Here is a 15453-nt window from a genome sequence, read left to right on the forward strand (position 1 = left end):
CACGACCGACCGACGGCCCTCGCGGGAGTGGCCACCACCGACGAGGCGAGCGAGGCGCAGTGAGCGACGAGAAGCCGGGCCGCGAGGACGACGCGCGCGCCGCCTCCGACGCCGAGCTCACCGACGAGCAGCTGGACCGCGAGGCGCCGGGGGTCGACGACGCCGCCGCCCTGGAGGCCGCCGAGGACGAGGTGGCCGGCGAGGCCGAGGCCGACGAGGACAAGGTCGTCGCCGCGCCGCGGGGTGACCGGGCCACCCGTCGGCGGGGCCGGATCACGGCCGGTGGCGACGAGGACGACGAGCCCGCCACGCCCTCCCGCCGTGCCGCGCGGTCGGCCGCGACGCCGGACCGCGAGGGCACCCCGACCCGGTCCCGGGCCGCGGCGGAGCGGGCGCGCTCCGAGGAGATGCGGCCGCGCCGGTCGATCATGCGCTTCCTGCGCGAGGTGGTCGCCGAGCTGCGCAAGGTCATCTGGCCCGGCCGGCGCGAGCTGATCACCTACACCACCGTGGTGATCGTGTTCGTCGCGTTCATCGTCGCGCTGGTGGCGGGCCTCGACCTGCTCTTCGCGCAGGGCGTGCTCGCCGTCTTCGGTTGACCCGCTCCGCGCCCGAACGCCCCTGACAAGGAAGAGACCCCCGTGATCGAGCTTGCGAGATCACCGATGAGCGCAGCACCGTCGGTCACGACGCCGACGAGCGCCACCGAGGAGAAGTAGTGACCGACCCCCGCGAGCCCTTCGAGACCGACAACGCGGTCGAGGGCACAGACCTGGACGACGCCCGATTCGACGAGCGCGGCACCGCCGACGTCGAGACCGGCGCCGGCGAGGCCGGTGCCGCCGAGGGGTCCGGCGACACCGCCGACCTGGCCGCGGGTGCCGCGATCTCCGACGGCGAGGTCGCCGACGCAGCGCCGGAGATCGAGACCGGTGACCCCGCCACCCTGGCCACCGACCCGCAGGTCGCGCCCGCCGAGGACTCCGACGTCGCGGCGGAGGAGGACGAGGACCCGGTGGAGGCACTGCGCAAGGCGCTGCGCATCGCCCCCGGCGACTGGTACGTCGTCCACTCCTACGCGGGCTACGAGAACAAGGTGAAGACCAACCTCGAGGCACGCATCCAGTCCCTCGACGTGGAGGACTACATCTACCAGATCGAGGTGCCCACCGAGGAGGTCACCGAGATCAAGAACGGCAAGCGCTCGCAGGTCAACCGCAAGGTCCTGCCCGGCTACCTGCTGGTCCGGATGGAGCTCAACGACGAGTCGTGGGGCGCGGTCCGCAACACCCCCGGCGTCACCGGCTTCGTCGGCGCGACCTCCAAGCCCTCGCCGCTGACGATCGACGAGGTCGTGAAGATCCTCGCCCCGGCCACCACGCCGCAGGCGCCGCGGGCCACCGAGACCGCGACGGCGAGCACGGGCGGCGCCGCCGCTGCGCCGGCCGCCGTCGTCGACTTCGAGGTGGGCGAGTCGGTCACCGTCATGGACGGCCCCTTCGCCACGCTGCCCGCCACCATCAACGAGATCAACGCCGAGCAGCAGAAGCTGCAGGTGCTCGTCTCCATCTTCGGCCGCGAGACGCCCGTCGAGCTCTCGTTCAGCCAGGTCCAGAAGTTGTAGGACCTCGGTGCTCCCGCTGCACCGAGGCCCTGCAGCACACATCACGTAGTTCCGATCGAAGGAAGAAGTCATGCCCCCCAGGAAGCGGTTGACCGCGGTCATCAAGCTCCAGATCAACGCCGGTGCGGCCACCCCCGCGCCGCCCGTGGGTCCGGCGCTGGGCCAGCACGGCGTCAACATCATGGAGTTCTGCAAGGCGTACAACGCCGCGACCGAGTCGCAGCGCGGCAACGTCATCCCCGTGGAGATCTCGGTCTTCGAGGACCGGTCCTTCACGTTCGTCACCAAGACCCCGCCGGCGGCGCGCATGCTGCTCAAGGCGGCTGGTGTCGAGAAGGGCTCGGGCGAGCCGCACAAGACCAAGGTCGCCACGGTCACCCGTGACCAGGTCCGCGAGATCGCCACCACCAAGATGGCCGACCTCAACGCCAACTCGCTCGACCAGGCCGAGAAGATCATCGCCGGCACCGCCCGGTCGATGGGCATCACGGTCGTCTGACGCACCACCACACACAGATCGCGTGGGAGGGCCTTCGCCGGCCCGTTCACCACAGGACCGGGGCACGGACCCCGGGAGAGGAACCACCATGGCGAAGCACGGCAAGAAGTTCCGCGCAGCGGCCGAGAAGGTCGACCGCGACAACCTGTACAGCCCGCTCCAGGCCGCCTCGCTGGCCAAGGAGACGTCGACGACCGCCTACGACGCCACCGTCGAGGTCGCCATGCGCCTGGGCGTCGACCCGCGCAAGGCCGACCAGATGGTCCGCGGCACGGTCAACCTGCCGCACGGCACCGGCAAGACCGCCCGCGTCATCGTCTTCGCGACCGGTGACAAGGCCGCCGAGGCCGAGGCCGCCGGCGCCGACGTCGTGGGCTCCGACGACCTGATCGAGCGCATCCAGGGCGGCTTCCTGGACTTCGACGCCGCGATCGCGACGCCGGACCAGATGGCCAAGGTCGGTCGCATCGCCCGCATCCTCGGGCCCCGCGGCCTGATGCCGAACCCGAAGACGGGCACGGTGACCCCCGACGTCACCAAGGCCGTCAACGACATCAAGGGCGGGAAGATCAACTTCCGCGTCGACAAGCAGGCCAACCTGCACCTGGTGATCGGCAAGACGTCCTTCGACGAGGCCAAGCTGGTGGAGAACTACGCCGCCGCCCTCGACGAGGTGCTCCGCGCCAAGCCGTCCTCGGCGAAGGGCCGGTACCTCAAGAAGGTCACCATCTCCACCACCATGGGCCCGGGCATCCCGGTCGACCCGAACCGCACCCGCAACCTGACGGTGGACGAGCCCAGCGCGTAAGCAGCTCGTCGCCCGACCGGGGCCCCGTTCCGCGCCGCGGAACGGGGCCCCGCGCGTTCCACTACCCTGCCGAGATCCCGCGATCTCGGGGCTTCCGGGCTCGTGACGCGCCGAGACCACGTGATCTCGGCGTCTTCCACCCGGGCGGGTACCGCCTTCCCGCGCTCATCGCGTACTCTTGCTCCCGTTCCCCCCAAGACCGCTGGTCGTCGCACGTCCGCGTGCGATCGAAGGTCCCGGAGCTCCGGGCGACCCGCGCAGGAGGACGGTTCGATCGGCAGGCGTCCGCGCCCGCCCCTCGCCCCGTGCGCCCTGCGCCGGGGCGTTCCTCGTCTCCGGGCCCTCCGTCGCACGCAGTCGTGCAGCGTCCAGCAGTCGCCCGACAGACGAGAGGAGGCCCATGCCCACGCAGGCGAAGGCCGCGGTGATCGACGAGATCACCGAGCGGTTCCAGTCGTCCAGCGCGGCGGTGCTCACCGAGTACCGCGGGCTGACCGTGGCGCAGCTGACCCAGCTGCGCCGTTCCCTCGGTGAGGGCAGCAGCTACGCCGTCGTCAAGAACACCCTGACGAAGCGGGCGGCGGACTCGGTCGGGCACTCCGACCTGGCCCCGCTGCTCAACGGCCCGACCGCGATCGCCTTCATCGAGGGCGACGTCGTCGAGGCCGCCAAGGCCATCCGCGACTTCGCGCGCGCCAACCCGCTGCTCGTCGTCAAGGGCGGCGTCGTCGAGGGCCGCACCGTCGGCCCCGCCGAGGTCACCGCCCTGGCCGACGTCGAGCCGCGCGAGGTGCTGCTGGCCAAGCTGGCCGGCGCCATGAAGGGCAACCTGACCAAGGCCGCCGGGCTGTTCCAGGCCCCGCTGTCGCAGGTCGCCCGGCTCGCCGAGGCGCTCAAGGAGAAGAAGCCCGCCGAGGCCGGCGCTCCCGAAGCCGCTGCTGCTGACACCACCCCCGACGCTGACGCCGCGGACGCCGCGGCCAGCACCGACTGACCCCAGAAGGAGACACCATGGCCAAGCTGTCCACCGCGGAGCTGCTCGACGCGTTCAAGGAGATGACCCTCCTCGAGCTGTCCGACTTCGTGAAGCAGTTCGAGGAGACCTTCGAGGTCACCGCTGCTGCCCCGGTCGCCGTCGCGGCCGCCCCCGCCGCCGGTGGTGGCGGCGGCGACGCCGGTGCCGCTGCCGAGGAGCAGGACGAGTTCGACGTCATCCTGGAGAGCGCCGGCGACAAGAAGATCCAGGTCATCAAGGAGGTGCGCGGCCTGACCTCGCTCGGCCTCAAGGAGGCCAAGGACCTGGTCGACAACGCCCCGAAGCCGGTCCTGGAGAAGGTCGCCAAGGACGCCGCCGAGAAGGCCAAGGCCGCTCTCGAGGGCGCCGGCGCCACCGTCACCGTCAAGTGACCCCCTCCCCGGCCTGACCGGGGAACGCACCACCACGGCAGGGGCCGTCCTCCTTCGGGAGGACGGCCCCTGTCGCATGTCCGGGTGGTTTGCCGCCGTCCGTGGAGACCCGCGTCACCGAAACCCCGTGACACACGTAACCTTCGCCGGGCGTGATCGTTACTGACCGGTAGTGACGCGCTGGGATCCCGCCGTACGCGGGGGGATCGAGGCGCAGGGACCGCCGGGGCCGGTGCGGCGGTGCGGGGAGCCGGTGGCAGGGCCGGGACGGGAGGCAGGGGACACGTGGGCGTCGCAGTCGAGGTCTCGGGGCTGACCAAGTCGTTCGGCAGCCAGAACATCTGGAGCGACGTCACGCTCACGCTGCCGCCCGGCGAGATCTCGGTCCTGCTGGGGCCCTCGGGCACCGGCAAGTCGGTCTTCCTCAAGTCGCTGGTCGGCCTGCTGAAGCCCGAGCGCGGCTCGATCGTCATCTCCGACACCGACATCGTGCGCACCAGCGAGGCCCGCCTCTACGAGGTGCGGAAGCTCTTCGGCGTGCTGTTCCAGGACGGCGCGCTCTTCGGCTCGATGAACCTCTTCGACAACATCGCGTTCCCGCTGCGCGAGCACACGCGCAAGAGCGAGTCCGAGATCCGGCGGATCGTCCTCGAGAAGATGGACATGGTCGGGCTGCAGGGTGCCGAGGGCAAGCTCCCGGGCGAGATCTCCGGAGGCATGCGCAAGCGCGCCGGGCTCGCCCGCGCGCTGGTGCTGGACCCGGAGATCATCCTGTTCGACGAGCCGGACTCCGGGCTGGACCCGGTCCGCGTGGCCTACCTCAACCAGCTGATCGTCGACCTCAACGCCCAGATCGACGCGACGTTCCTCATCGTCACCCACGACATCGGCACCGCCCGCACGGTGCCCGACAACCTCGGCCTGCTCTTCCGCCGCCACCTGGCGATGTTCGGCCCCCGCGAGCAGCTGCTCACCTCCCAGGAGCCGGTGGTCCGCCAGTTCCTCAACGGCCGCCGCGAGGGCCCGATCGGCATGAGCGAGGAGAAGGACGTCGCCCAGGTCGAGGCGGAGATGGCGGCCCTGGAGGCGCGCGGCGGGGACCAGCACAACGGCATCGGGCCCAAGGGCGCCACGGGTGGCGACGCCGTCCCGCCGCAGCTGGACCCGTCCCCGGGGCTGCCGGAGCGCAGGGCCGTGCGCCGCAGGCAGGAGCGGGTCGCCCGCATGCTGCACACGTTCGACCCGGCCACCGCCGCGGCCATCCGCGCCTCCCTGCCCGCGGACCTGCTCGCGCAGGCCGACGCAGGGGTCTTCGGGCCGACGCCGGTCCCGGGCGGCCGGCACTGGGCGCCGGAGCCCGGCGCGACGGCACCCACGGTCGTGCTGCCCCGGGCCGGGGGCGACGGGTGACCGCCACGGGGAAGCCGGCCGCGCCGGGGCTGCTCGACGGCAGGTACTCGCCGACCCGGCCGCTGGCGGCGAGCGGCAAGCTGTTCGCCTTCGCCCTCGACGTGCTGCGGGCCATGCCGAAGCGGCCGTTCCAGGTGCGGGAGTTCATCCAGCAGACCTGGTTCGTCGCCAGCGTGACCATCCTGCCGACGGCGCTGGTGGCGATCCCCTTCGGCGCCGTCATCGCCCTGCAGCTGGGGTCGCTCACCCGGCAGCTGGGCGCCCAGTCGTTCACCGGGTCCGCCTCCGTGCTCGCGGTCCTGCGCGAGGCCAGCCCGATCGTCACCGCCCTCCTGATCGCCGGCGCCGGTGGGTCGGCCATCTGCGCGGACCTCGGCGCGCGCAAGATCCGCGACGAGATCGACGCCATGGAGGTCCTGGGCATCAGCCCGATCCAGCGCCTCGTCGTCCCCCGCGTGCTGGCCGCGATGCTGGTGGCCACGTTGCTCAACGGCCTGGTCAGCGTCGTCGGGGTGGCCGGCGGCTACTTCTTCAACGTCGTCCTGCAGGGCGGCACGCCGGGGGCCTACCTCGCCTCCTTCAGCGCCCTGGCCCAGGTGGAGGACTTCTGGTCCGGGGAGATCAAGGCGCTGGTCTTCGGGCTCATCGCCGGCATCGTCGCCGCCTACAAGGGGCTCAACGCGGGCGGCGGCCCCAAGGGCGTCGGTGACGCCGTCAACCAGGCGGTCGTCATCACCTTCCTGCTGCTGTTCGCGGTGAACTTCGTGATGACGGCGCTCTACTTCCAGCTCGTCCCCCCGAAGGGGGCGTGATGGCGCTCCTCTCACCCACCGACCGGGTCCGGATCCGGCTGCGCCGCGTGGTCACCACCGTCTACCGGCGGCCGCTGGACACCCTCGACGACCTCGGCGACCAGCTCGGGTTCTACGGGCGCGCCCTGGGCTGGGTGCCGCGCACCCTGCGGCGCTACAAGCGGGAGGTCCTCCGGCTGCTGGCCGAGGTGACGTTCGGCTCGGGCGCGCTGTCGGTGATCGGCGGGACGGTCGGCGTCATCGCCTTCCTGTCCTTCTTCACCGGCACCGAGGTCGGGCTCCAGGGCTATGCGGCGCTGGACCAGCTGGGCACCTCGGCCTTCACCGGGTTCCTCTCCGCCTACTTCAACACCCGGGAGATCGCCCCGCTGGTGGCCGGGCTGGCCCTCTCGGCCACGGTCGGCTGCGGGTTCACCGCCCAGATCGGCGCCATGCGGATCAACGAGGAGATCGACGCCCTCGAGGTGATGGGCGTGCCGTCGCTGCCCTTCCTCGTGACCACGCGCATCGTCGCCGGCTTCGTCGCCGTCATCCCGCTGTACGTGCTCGGCCTGCTCAGCAGCTACTTCGCCACGCGCACCATCACGACCCAGGCCTACGGGCAGTCGACCGGCACCTACGACCACTACTTCAACCTGTTCCTGCCGCCGCAGGACGTGTTCTGGTCGTTCCTGAAGGTCCTGGTCTTCGCGGTGGTCATCATCCTGAGCCACTGCTACTACGGCTTCCGCGCCGGCGGCGGCCCCGCCGGTGTAGGGCTGGCGGTCGGCCGGGCGGTGCGCTTCTCGATCGTCGCGGTCATGGTCATCGACCTGTTCCTGTCGCTGGCGATCTGGGGTTCCACGACGACGGTCCGGATCGCGGGGTGAGCGGGAGATGAGCACGCGCGGGGCGGTGGTCCGCCGGCGGCTGCAGGGGCTGGCCTTCCTGGTCGTGCTCGCGCTGCTGCTGGGTCTGGCCGTGGCCGCCTACCAGAAGGCGTTCACCGAGGTGGCCCGGGTGACGCTGCAGGCGGACACGGTCGGCAACCAGCTGCAGGAGGCTTCCGACGTCAAGGTGCGGGGCGTGATCGTGGGCGACGTCCGGGAGGTGCGGGCCAGCGCCGACGGCGCCGAGATCGAGCTGGCGATCCGGCCCGAGTTCCTGGAGCAGATCCCGGCCGACGTCACCGCGCGCCTGCTGCCCAAGACGCTGTTCGGCGAGCGCTTCGTCTCCCTCGAGCTGCCCGACCGGCCCAGCGCCGAGCGGCTCGCCGACGGCGACGTGATCGGCCAGGACCGCAGCGAGAACGCCATCGAGCTGCAGCGGGTCATCGACGGCCTGCTGCCGCTGCTGCAGGCGGTCGAGCCGCAGGACCTGGCCACCACGCTCGGTGCCGTCGCCGACGCGCTGCGCGGGCGGGGTGACCGGCTGGGCGCCAACCTCGCCGCCGTGGGGCAGTACGTCGGCGAGCTGAACACCGTGCTCCCGGACCTCCAGGCCGACATCACCGGGCTGGCCGACTTCGCCGACACCTACGAGTCGGCCGCCGACGACCTGCTCGCGGTGCTCGACAACCTCGCCGTGACCAGCACGACCCTGGTCGACCAGCAGGAGCAGCTGCGCCGGACCTTCACCGTCGGGCGGGCGGCCGGCGACGCCACCGCGGGCTTCCTGGAGGCCAACGAGCGGACCATCATCTCGCTCGCCGAGACCTCGCGGCCGGTGCTGGGCGTCCTCGCCGAGTACTCGCCGGTGTACCCCTGCCTGCTGGAGGGCCTCACCCGTTTCAACCCGATGATCAGCGAGGCGTTCGGCGCAGACGGCGACCCGTCGCTGAACCTGAACATCGTCGTGACCCTTCCGCCGCGCAACCCCTACGTGCCCGGCGACCAGCCCGCCTACCTCGACCGCAGCGGCCCCGACTGCCAGGGTCTGGACGACATCGACGGGCTGATCCGGGCCGCCGAGCGCGGCGAGTACTACTGCCCGACCCCGCCGGAGGACGGCGTCGACTCGGCCGACAACCCGGTGTCGGGCAACCCCACCTGCCTCGGCGGGCGCGGTCCCGACGACGTGCCCGAGGGGGCCGGCGACCCCAACCCCCGGGCCGGCAACTCCCTGCCCCACGACCTCGCCGGATCGACGGCGGAGCTGGACTTCGTGCGCAGCATCCTCGCCCACCAGACCGGGACCGGGCCCGACCAGGTCTCCGACCTCGCGGTCTCCTCGCTGGCGCCCGTCCTGCGCGGCACCCAGGTGGCGTTCCGGTGAGGGGCGCGCTGCGCGGGATGGCCGCGCCGGTGACCAAGCTGGTGGCGTTCGCGCTCGTCACCGTGCTGGCCAGCTACGTGCTGGTCAGCACGATCACCAACGCCGGCTACGGGGACCAGCGCGCGTACCGGGCGCACTTCACCGACGTCGCCGGCCTCGTCGAGGGCGACGAGGTGCGGATCGCCGGCGTCCGGGTCGGCCAGGTGACCGCCATCGGGCTGGCCGAGGGGACCGAGCGGCCCGTCGCCGAGGTGGCCCTTGAGGTCAGCGCCGACGTCCCGCTGCCGGCCGGGGTCCGGGCCACCATCCGCTACCGCAACCTGGTGGGGCAGCGCTACGTCGCGCTCCAGGAGGGGGACGGCTCGGCCGGTCGCGTCCTGGAGGAGGACGCGTTGATCCCGCTCGCGCAGACCACCCCCGCGCTGGACCTCACCACCCTGTTCGGCGGGTTCCAGCCGCTGCTGCAGGCGCTGTCGCCGGCGGACGTCAACCGGCTCTCCTTCGAGATCATCCAGGTCTTCCAGGGCGAGGGCGGCACGGTGCAGAGCCTGCTGCGGCACATCGCGTCGCTGAGCGGCTCGCTGGCGGACAAGGACGCCGTCATCGGCAGCGTCATCGACAACCTCACGACCGTCATCGGCAGCGTCGCCGCCCGCGACGAGCAGCTGTCGGGCCTGATCGTGAGCCTGCAGCAGTTCGTCACCGGGCTGGCCGGCGACAGCCAGGCCATCTTCGACTCCCTGCAGACCGTCGACGGGCTGGCGCGGGCCACCACCGACCTGCTCGTCGACGTGCGCGCACCGCTGACCGCCGACATCCGGGGGCTGGAGGCGCTCTCGACGACCCTGGCCGACAGCGGCGAGGTGCTCGAGGACTTCCTGCAGCTCGCGCCCACCAAGCTCGACCTGGTCACCCGCACGGCGGTCAACGGCAGCTGGTTCAACTTCTTCCTCTGCGGGGCCTCGGGCAACGTCGTGCTGCCGGTGAGCAACCCCGACGGCAGCGAGAACGCGGTCGAGGTCCCGACCGGGGGCCTGCGCAACGGCGAGCGGGGGTGCGGCTGATGGCCCGCCCGTCCCGGCCCTTCCGGAGCCGAAACCCCGTGCCGATCGGCGCGGTCAGCCTGACGGTCATCGCCGTGCTGGTGCTGCTGGCGTTCAACGCGCAGTCGCTGCCGCTCGTCGGTGGCGGCACGGTCTACCGGGCGCAGTTCTCCGAGGCTGCCGGCCTGCGGCCCGACGACCCGGTCCGGGTCGCCGGCGTGAAGGTGGGCAGCGTGGAGAGCCTCGCGCTGGAGGACGGCGCGGTCACGGTCGAGTTCCGCGTCCGGGACGCGTTCGTGGGCGACCGCTCCGAGGCCGCCATCAAGATCGAGACGGTGCTGGGCGCCAAGTACCTGGCGCTCGTGCCGCGGGGGAGCGCGCCGCTGGACCCCGACGAGCGCATCCCGCTGACGCGCACCGCCGCGCCCTACGACGTCGTCGAGGCGTTCGCCGACCTCTCGACGACGGTGCAGGACCTCGACACCGCCCAGCTGGCCGGCTCGTTCGAGGTGCTGGCCGAGACCTTCGCCGAGACCCCCGACGAGGTGCGCAGCTCGCTGGAGGGGCTGGCCCGGCTGTCGGACACCATCGCCTCCCGCGACGCCCAGCTGCGGCAGCTGCTCTCGGCGACGCGGACGGTGACCGACGTGCTCGCCGACCGCAACGGCGAGTTCACCCGGCTCATCGTCGACTCGAACACGCTGCTGACCGAGGTGCAGGAACGGCGGCAGCTGATCGACGCGATCCTGACCAGCACCCAGGAGCTGTCGGCGCAGCTGTCCGGGCTGGTCGCCGACAACCGGGAGGCGCTGACGCCCGCGCTGGCGCAGCTCTCCCGGGTCACCGAGATCCTGGCGCGCAACCGGGACGACATCGCCCGGACCGTGGACCGGCTGGCGCCGTTCGTCCGGGTGTTCACCAACACCCTGGGCAACGGCCGGTGGTTCGACAGCTTCGTGGACAACCTGCTGCCCGGCGTGGTCGGCAGCATCGTGTGCGGCGGGCCGGGCGTCGTGGGCGCGCCGGTCTCCTGCCGGGAGGGGAACTGATGAGCGGCTCCCTGCAGCGCGGCGTCGCGCTCGCCGCGGCGCTGGTGCTGGTCGGCGCCCTGGGCTGGACGGTGCTCCGGCCCGCCGGTCAGTACCGGGTCACCGCGTGGTTCGGGCAGGCCGTCGGGCTCTACGCCGGCTCCGACGTCCGCATCCTCGGCATCCACGTCGGGGAGATCACCGACGTCCGGCCCGAGGGTGACCGCGTGCGCGTCGAGATGCTGATCGACGACGGCTACGACATCCCGGCCGACGCCGACGCGGTGGTGCTCGCACCCTCGCTGGTCTCCGACCGGTACGTGCAGTTCGCCCCCGTGTACTCCGGCGGTCCGACGATGCAGGACGGCGCGGAGGTGCCCGTCGAGCGCACGGCGACCCCGGTGGAGCTCGACGCGGTCTACGGCGCGCTGGACGAGCTGGCGGTGGCGCTGGGGCCGACGGGGGCGAACGCGGACGGCGCGCTGGCTGACCTGGTCGACGTCGGCGCGGCGAACCTGCAGGGCAACGGGGACGCCCTCAACCGCACGCTGGCCGGCTTCTCGCAGGCGGTGGAGACGCTCGCCGAGAACCGCGACGGGCTGTTCGACTCGGTGGAGAACCTCCAGCGGTTCACCAGCGCGCTGGCCGGCATCGACAACCAGGTCGGGCTGTTCAACGAGAACCTGGCGGCCGTCGCGGACCTGCTCGAGGAGGAGCGCGAGGACCTCGCCACGGCGATCCAGCTGCTGTCGCAGGCGCTCGGCGAGGTCGCGGGCTTCGTCCGGGACAACACCGACCTGCTGCGCACCAACGTCGACCGGCTGGCCGACGTCACGCTGGCGCTGGTGCGGCAGCGCGACGCGCTCGCCGAGGTGCTCGACGTCGCACCCGCCGCGCTGGGCAACCTGGCGCACGCCTACAACCCCGACTACGGGACGCTGGACACGCGGGACAACTCGATGGGGGCCACCAGCCCCGAGGTCATCGTCTGCCAGATCCTGGGCGCCACCGGTCGGCTGCGGCTCGACCTCGACCTGGTGCCCGACGTGCTCACCGACCCGCTGACCCAGGGCCTCCAGCTGCCGCCGATCGAGCAGATCTGCACGCGGCTGCTCTCCGGGGACGCGGACGCCGACGGGGCCCTCGACGACGTCGACGGCAACGGGGTGAGCGACCTGCAGGAGCTGCTCACCGCGCTCTTCGGCGGCGGCTCCTCCGGCGGTCGCACCGGTGGCTCGCTCATCGGGCTGCCCGAGATCGCGGGAGCGCCGCGGTGACCCGGCCCCTGGTGCGGGTCACCGCCCTCGCCGGCAGCGTCCTGCTGCTGGCCGGTTGCGGCTTCCGCGGTGCCTACTCCCTGGACCTGCCCGGCGGGGCAGACCTCGGGGACGAGCCCTGGACCGTGCAGGTGGAGTTCCTGGACGTGCTGGACCTGGTGCCGCAGTCCGGCGTGCGCGTGGCCGACGTGCCGGTCGGCCGGGTCGAGGAGATCGAGCTGGGCGAGGACTGGACCGCCGTGGTGACGCTGTCGGTCAACGGCGACGTCGAGCTGCCGGCCAACGCCGTCGCGATGATCCAGCAGACCTCGCTGCTGGGCGAGAAGTTCGTCGAGCTGGCACCCCCCGGCGGGGAGGAGCCGCGCGGCGTGCTGGCCGACGGCGCGCGGATCGGGCTGGACCGCACCAACCGCAACGTGGAGGTCGAGGAGCTGCTCGGCGCGCTGTCGCTCGTCCTCAACGGCGGGGGGCTCACCCAGCTGCAGACGATCACCCGGGAGCTCGGGACCGCGCTGGAGGGCCGCGAGACGGCGATCCGCAGCACGCTGGAGCAGCTCGACACGTTCATCGGCGGGCTGGACGCCCAGCGGTCGGAGATCAGCCGGGCGCTGGACAGCGTGGAGGCGCTCGCCACGAGCCTGGCCGAGCGCACCGGGACCATCGAGACGGCCCTGGACACCATCGGCCCCGGCCTGGACGTGGTGAACCAGCAGCGCGACCTGCTGGTCTCGATGCTCGACAGCCTGGCCCGGCTGGGCGACGTCGGCACCCGCGTCATCGAGCAGGCGGGCGCGAACACCGTCGAGGACCTCCGGCTGCTGCAGCCGATCCTCACCCAGCTCGCCTCCGCGGGCCCGGACCTGGCCGGCTCGCTGGACCTGCTGCTCACCTACCCGTTCCCCGCCAGCTCGCTGTCGGCGCTGAACTACCGTCAGGACCTGCGCACCGGGGGCTACGGCCTGTTCACCAACATGACCGCCTCGCTGGACCTCGACCTCACCGAGGTGCTCTGCCGCTACGCCGTCGACCCGCTCACCGGGGCGCTGGAGGAGCTCGCGCCCGAGGACCCCACGGGCCAGCGGTGTGGCGTCCCGGGCACCCCGCCGGGCAACGGCTCCGGTGCGCCCGCAGGCGGCACGGGCACGGCCGACCCCGGTCGGGGGGCCGGGCCGGGTGCGCTGCTGCCGGAGGGCATCGTCGGCCGGGTGCCCGGAGAGGGCGGCCTCGTCGGCCTCCCCGACCTGCTGGGAGGCCGGCCGTGATCACCCGCACCACGAAGCTGCAGCTGACCGCCTTCGCCCTGGTGGCCGTCCTCGGGATGGCCTACCTCGGTTTCACCTACGTCGGCCTGGACCGGGTGCTGCTCGGCACGGGCTACCAGGTGGCCGCCGACTTCCGGGACTCCGGCGGGATCTTCGAGAACGCCGAGGTGACCTACCGGGGGGTCTCCGTGGGCCGGGTGACGGACATGGAGCTGGTCGAGGACGGGGTCCGCGTGACGCTCACCATCGACCCCGGCGCGGAGCCCGTCCCCGCCGACACCAGGGCCGTGGTCTCCACCCGGAGCGCGGTCGGCGAGCAGTACGTGGACCTCGTGCCGGACGACGGGGAGGGCCCCTTCCTGGAGGACGGCGCGGTCATCCCGCAGGAGCGCACCGCGATCCCGGTGCCGGTCGAGCAGCTGCTGCTCGACGTCGACGAGCTGGTCGGCTCGCTGGACCAGGAGAACCTGCGGATCGTCGTCGACGAGCTGGGCCGGGCCTTCGCCGGGGCCGGGGACGACCTCGGCCGGCTCATCGACAACGGCGACCTCCTGCTCGCCCGGGCCCAGGAGTCGCTGCCCGAGACGCTGCGGCTGATCCGTGACAGCCGGACGGTGCTGGACACCCAGGTGGCCGGTCGCTCGGCGATCCAGCAGTGGGCGGCCGACCTGCGGCTGGTGAGCGACACGCTGGTGGCCAGCGACGCCGACCTGCGCGGCCTGCTGGTGACCGCCCCCGCCGCCGGCGACGCCCTGCAGCGCCTGGTCGAGGAGGCCGGCCCCGGGCTCGGCCCGCTGATCCGCAACCTCGACGTCCTCAACCGGGTCACGATCCCGCGGCTGGACGGCGTCGAGCAGCTCCTGGTGACCTACCCGGACGTGGTCTCGGGCGGGTTCACCGTCGTGCGCGACGACGGCGGCACGATGCGGGCGCACTTCGGGTTCGTCCTGAACGCCGGCGACCCGCACGCCTGCACCAGCGGCTACGTCCCCACCGGCGCCCTGCCGGGGCCCGGCGCGGTGCAGGCGCTGGACACCGACGCGGTGCGCTGCGCGGTCGTCGACGGAGCCGACCCGAACCCGGGGGACGGCGTCGACGAGACCGGCGCCAGCATCCGCGGCGAGCAGAACATCGGGCGCTCCGGCGGCGTCGCCGGCACCGGGCCGCAGAGCGGCGGTGGCACCCGCCCACCGGTGCTGGCCGGCCTGGACGAGCTGCTCGGCGAGCTGCTGGGCGCCAGCCCGTTCGCCCGCACCGCGGCCTGACCCCACCCGTCCGGGTCGGTCGCGGTCGCGCCGCGGGCCCGGGCCCCGAGCTGACAGAGGAGGATGCGCCGGTGATCAGGAACGCCTGGCCCCGGACACCGGGGGGCGGCGGTGCGCCCGCGGCCACCGCCGACGAGGAGCCCGCGGTCCCCGCCGCCGGGACGGCCGACGCGGACCCGGCGGGCGACGGCGCGCGGGCCGCCGGGCCGGCGGTCCCGGTGGTGCCGCTGCTCGCACTCCTGCTGGCCCTGCTCGTGGCCGCGACCGTCGTCCTCTGGTCCACCCGCCCGGAGCCGTCGACGATCCGGACCGGCGACTACGTCGACGCGCTGCAGGCGGCCCGGGCGCACGTCGTGGACCTGACCTCGTTCGACCACGTCACCCTCGACGACGACATCCGCGAGATCGAGCAGGTGGCGACCGGCGAACTGGGGGAGGAGACGGTCGCCCAGCTGGAGGAGCGCCGCCAGCAGATCCTCGAGTCCGAGGCCGTGGTCAGCACCGAGGTCGTCGGCGCGGGGATCACCCGGGCCGACGCCGGCGAGGCCACGGCGCTCCTGGTCATCGAGTCGACCCAGAAGAGCAACGCCGACGAGCAGGCCCAGCTGCTGCGCTACCGGATCGAGGTCGAGCTGACCGAGGTCGACGGCCGCTGGCTGCTGTCGGCCATCCGGGGAGGGTGAGGCACCGATGAGCCAGGTACCGGCAGACCGCCCGCGCCCCACGGCGCGCCCCCGGCCCGCACCCGCGACACGGGGCCGGGGG

Annotated in this window: 16 protein-coding genes; all 16 read left to right on the top strand. The window is 72.9% G+C overall.

All coding sequences use genetic code 11. The features are described from left to right. The first annotated feature begins 59 nt into the window (after positions 1 to 59). Positions 60 to 599: a preprotein translocase subunit SecE gene (gene secE, locus E9549_RS10140; protein ID WP_236826416.1), complete on the top strand. Its 540-nt coding sequence runs from the start codon at positions 60 to 62 to the stop codon at positions 597 to 599. A gap of 119 nt (positions 600 to 718) precedes the next feature. Further along, entirely contained in the window at positions 719 to 1624 is a 906-nt protein-coding gene (gene nusG / locus E9549_RS10145; protein WP_236826417.1) for a transcription termination/antitermination protein NusG, read from the top strand. Positions 1625 to 1694: 70 nt separating this feature from the next. Further along, a complete protein-coding gene (gene rplK / locus E9549_RS10150; protein ID WP_236826418.1) occupies positions 1695 to 2123 on the top strand; it encodes a 50S ribosomal protein L11 in 429 nt (142 codons plus the stop codon). An 88-nt stretch (positions 2124 to 2211) separates the two neighbouring features. Beyond that, the gene (rplA, locus tag E9549_RS10155) at positions 2212 to 2931 is read left to right on the top strand and encodes a 50S ribosomal protein L1 (protein WP_236826419.1); all 720 of its coding nucleotides are present in this window, start codon (positions 2212 to 2214) and stop codon (positions 2929 to 2931) included. Positions 2932 to 3331: 400 nt separating this feature from the next. Next, on the top strand, positions 3332 to 3925 hold the full coding sequence (gene rplJ, locus E9549_RS10160) for a 50S ribosomal protein L10 (protein WP_091929128.1): 594 nt from the start codon (positions 3332 to 3334) through the stop codon (positions 3923 to 3925). A gap of 17 nt (positions 3926 to 3942) precedes the next feature. Beyond that, positions 3943 to 4338 (top strand): 50S ribosomal protein L7/L12, encoded by a 396-nt coding sequence (gene rplL, locus E9549_RS10165; protein ID WP_236826420.1) that lies wholly within the window; start codon positions 3943 to 3945, stop codon positions 4336 to 4338. 285 nt (positions 4339 to 4623) lie between these two features. Beyond that, positions 4624 to 5748 carry an ATP-binding cassette domain-containing protein gene (locus E9549_RS10170; RefSeq protein ID WP_308113110.1) on the top strand — a complete coding sequence of 375 codons (1125 nt, stop codon included), beginning with the start codon at positions 4624 to 4626 and terminating at the stop codon, positions 5746 to 5748. Between the two features lie 29 nt (positions 5749 to 5777). Then, a complete protein-coding gene (locus E9549_RS10175) occupies positions 5778 to 6560 on the top strand; it encodes an ABC transporter permease (protein ID WP_255715230.1) in 783 nt (260 codons plus the stop codon). Next, a complete protein-coding gene (locus E9549_RS10180; RefSeq protein ID WP_236826422.1) occupies positions 6560 to 7429 on the top strand; it encodes an ABC transporter permease in 870 nt (289 codons plus the stop codon). Before E9549_RS10175 ends, E9549_RS10180 begins: the two co-directional genes overlap by 1 nt. A 7-nt stretch (positions 7430 to 7436) precedes the next feature. After that, a complete protein-coding gene (locus E9549_RS10185; RefSeq protein ID WP_236826423.1) occupies positions 7437 to 8813 on the top strand; it encodes an MCE family protein in 1377 nt (458 codons plus the stop codon). After that, positions 8810 to 9877, top strand: coding sequence for an MCE family protein (locus E9549_RS10190; RefSeq protein ID WP_236826424.1), 1068 nt, complete (start codon positions 8810 to 8812; stop codon positions 9875 to 9877). The genes E9549_RS10185 and E9549_RS10190 overlap by 4 nt, the downstream gene beginning before the upstream one ends. A gap of 38 nt (positions 9878 to 9915) precedes the next feature. Further along, on the top strand, positions 9916 to 10905 hold the full coding sequence (locus E9549_RS10195) for an MCE family protein (protein WP_236826425.1): 990 nt from the start codon (positions 9916 to 9918) through the stop codon (positions 10903 to 10905). Next, entirely contained in the window at positions 10905 to 12161 is a 1257-nt protein-coding gene (locus tag E9549_RS10200; RefSeq protein WP_236826426.1) for an MCE family protein, read from the top strand. The genes E9549_RS10195 and E9549_RS10200 overlap by 1 nt, the downstream gene beginning before the upstream one ends. Beyond that, the gene (locus tag E9549_RS10205; RefSeq protein ID WP_236826427.1) at positions 12158 to 13423 is read left to right on the top strand and encodes an MCE family protein; all 1266 of its coding nucleotides are present in this window, start codon (positions 12158 to 12160) and stop codon (positions 13421 to 13423) included. Before E9549_RS10200 ends, E9549_RS10205 begins: the two co-directional genes overlap by 4 nt. Beyond that, a complete protein-coding gene (locus E9549_RS10210; RefSeq protein WP_236826428.1) occupies positions 13420 to 14688 on the top strand; it encodes an MCE family protein in 1269 nt (422 codons plus the stop codon). Before E9549_RS10205 ends, E9549_RS10210 begins: the two co-directional genes overlap by 4 nt. Positions 14689 to 14759: 71 nt before the next feature. Continuing rightward, entirely contained in the window at positions 14760 to 15371 is a 612-nt protein-coding gene (locus E9549_RS10215; protein ID WP_236826429.1) for a hypothetical protein, read from the top strand. Positions 15372 to 15453 lie beyond the last annotated feature (82 nt).

The organism is Blastococcus sp. MG754426 (genome assembly GCF_021699055.1).
GTDB lineage: Bacteria > Actinomycetota > Actinomycetes > Mycobacteriales > Geodermatophilaceae > Blastococcus.

What these genes read in the sequence shown, in the direction of transcription:
- rplK (WP_236826418.1), top strand. Translation starts at nt 1,695, where the DNA reads ATGCCCCCCAGGAAGCGGTTGACCGCGGTCATCAAGCTCCAGATCAAC.
- rplA (WP_236826419.1), top strand. Translation starts at nt 2,212, where the DNA reads ATGGCGAAGCACGGCAAGAAGTTCCGCGCAGCGGCCGAGAAGGTCGAC.
- rplJ (WP_091929128.1), top strand. Translation starts at nt 3,332, where the DNA reads ATGCCCACGCAGGCGAAGGCCGCGGTGATCGACGAGATCACCGAGCGG.
- rplL (WP_236826420.1), top strand. Translation starts at nt 3,943, where the DNA reads ATGGCCAAGCTGTCCACCGCGGAGCTGCTCGACGCGTTCAAGGAGATG.
- E9549_RS10180 (WP_236826422.1), top strand. Translation starts at nt 6,560, where the DNA reads ATGGCGCTCCTCTCACCCACCGACCGGGTCCGGATCCGGCTGCGCCGC.
- E9549_RS10185 (WP_236826423.1), top strand. Translation starts at nt 7,437, where the DNA reads ATGAGCACGCGCGGGGCGGTGGTCCGCCGGCGGCTGCAGGGGCTGGCC.
- E9549_RS10200 (WP_236826426.1), top strand. Translation starts at nt 10,905, where the DNA reads ATGAGCGGCTCCCTGCAGCGCGGCGTCGCGCTCGCCGCGGCGCTGGTG.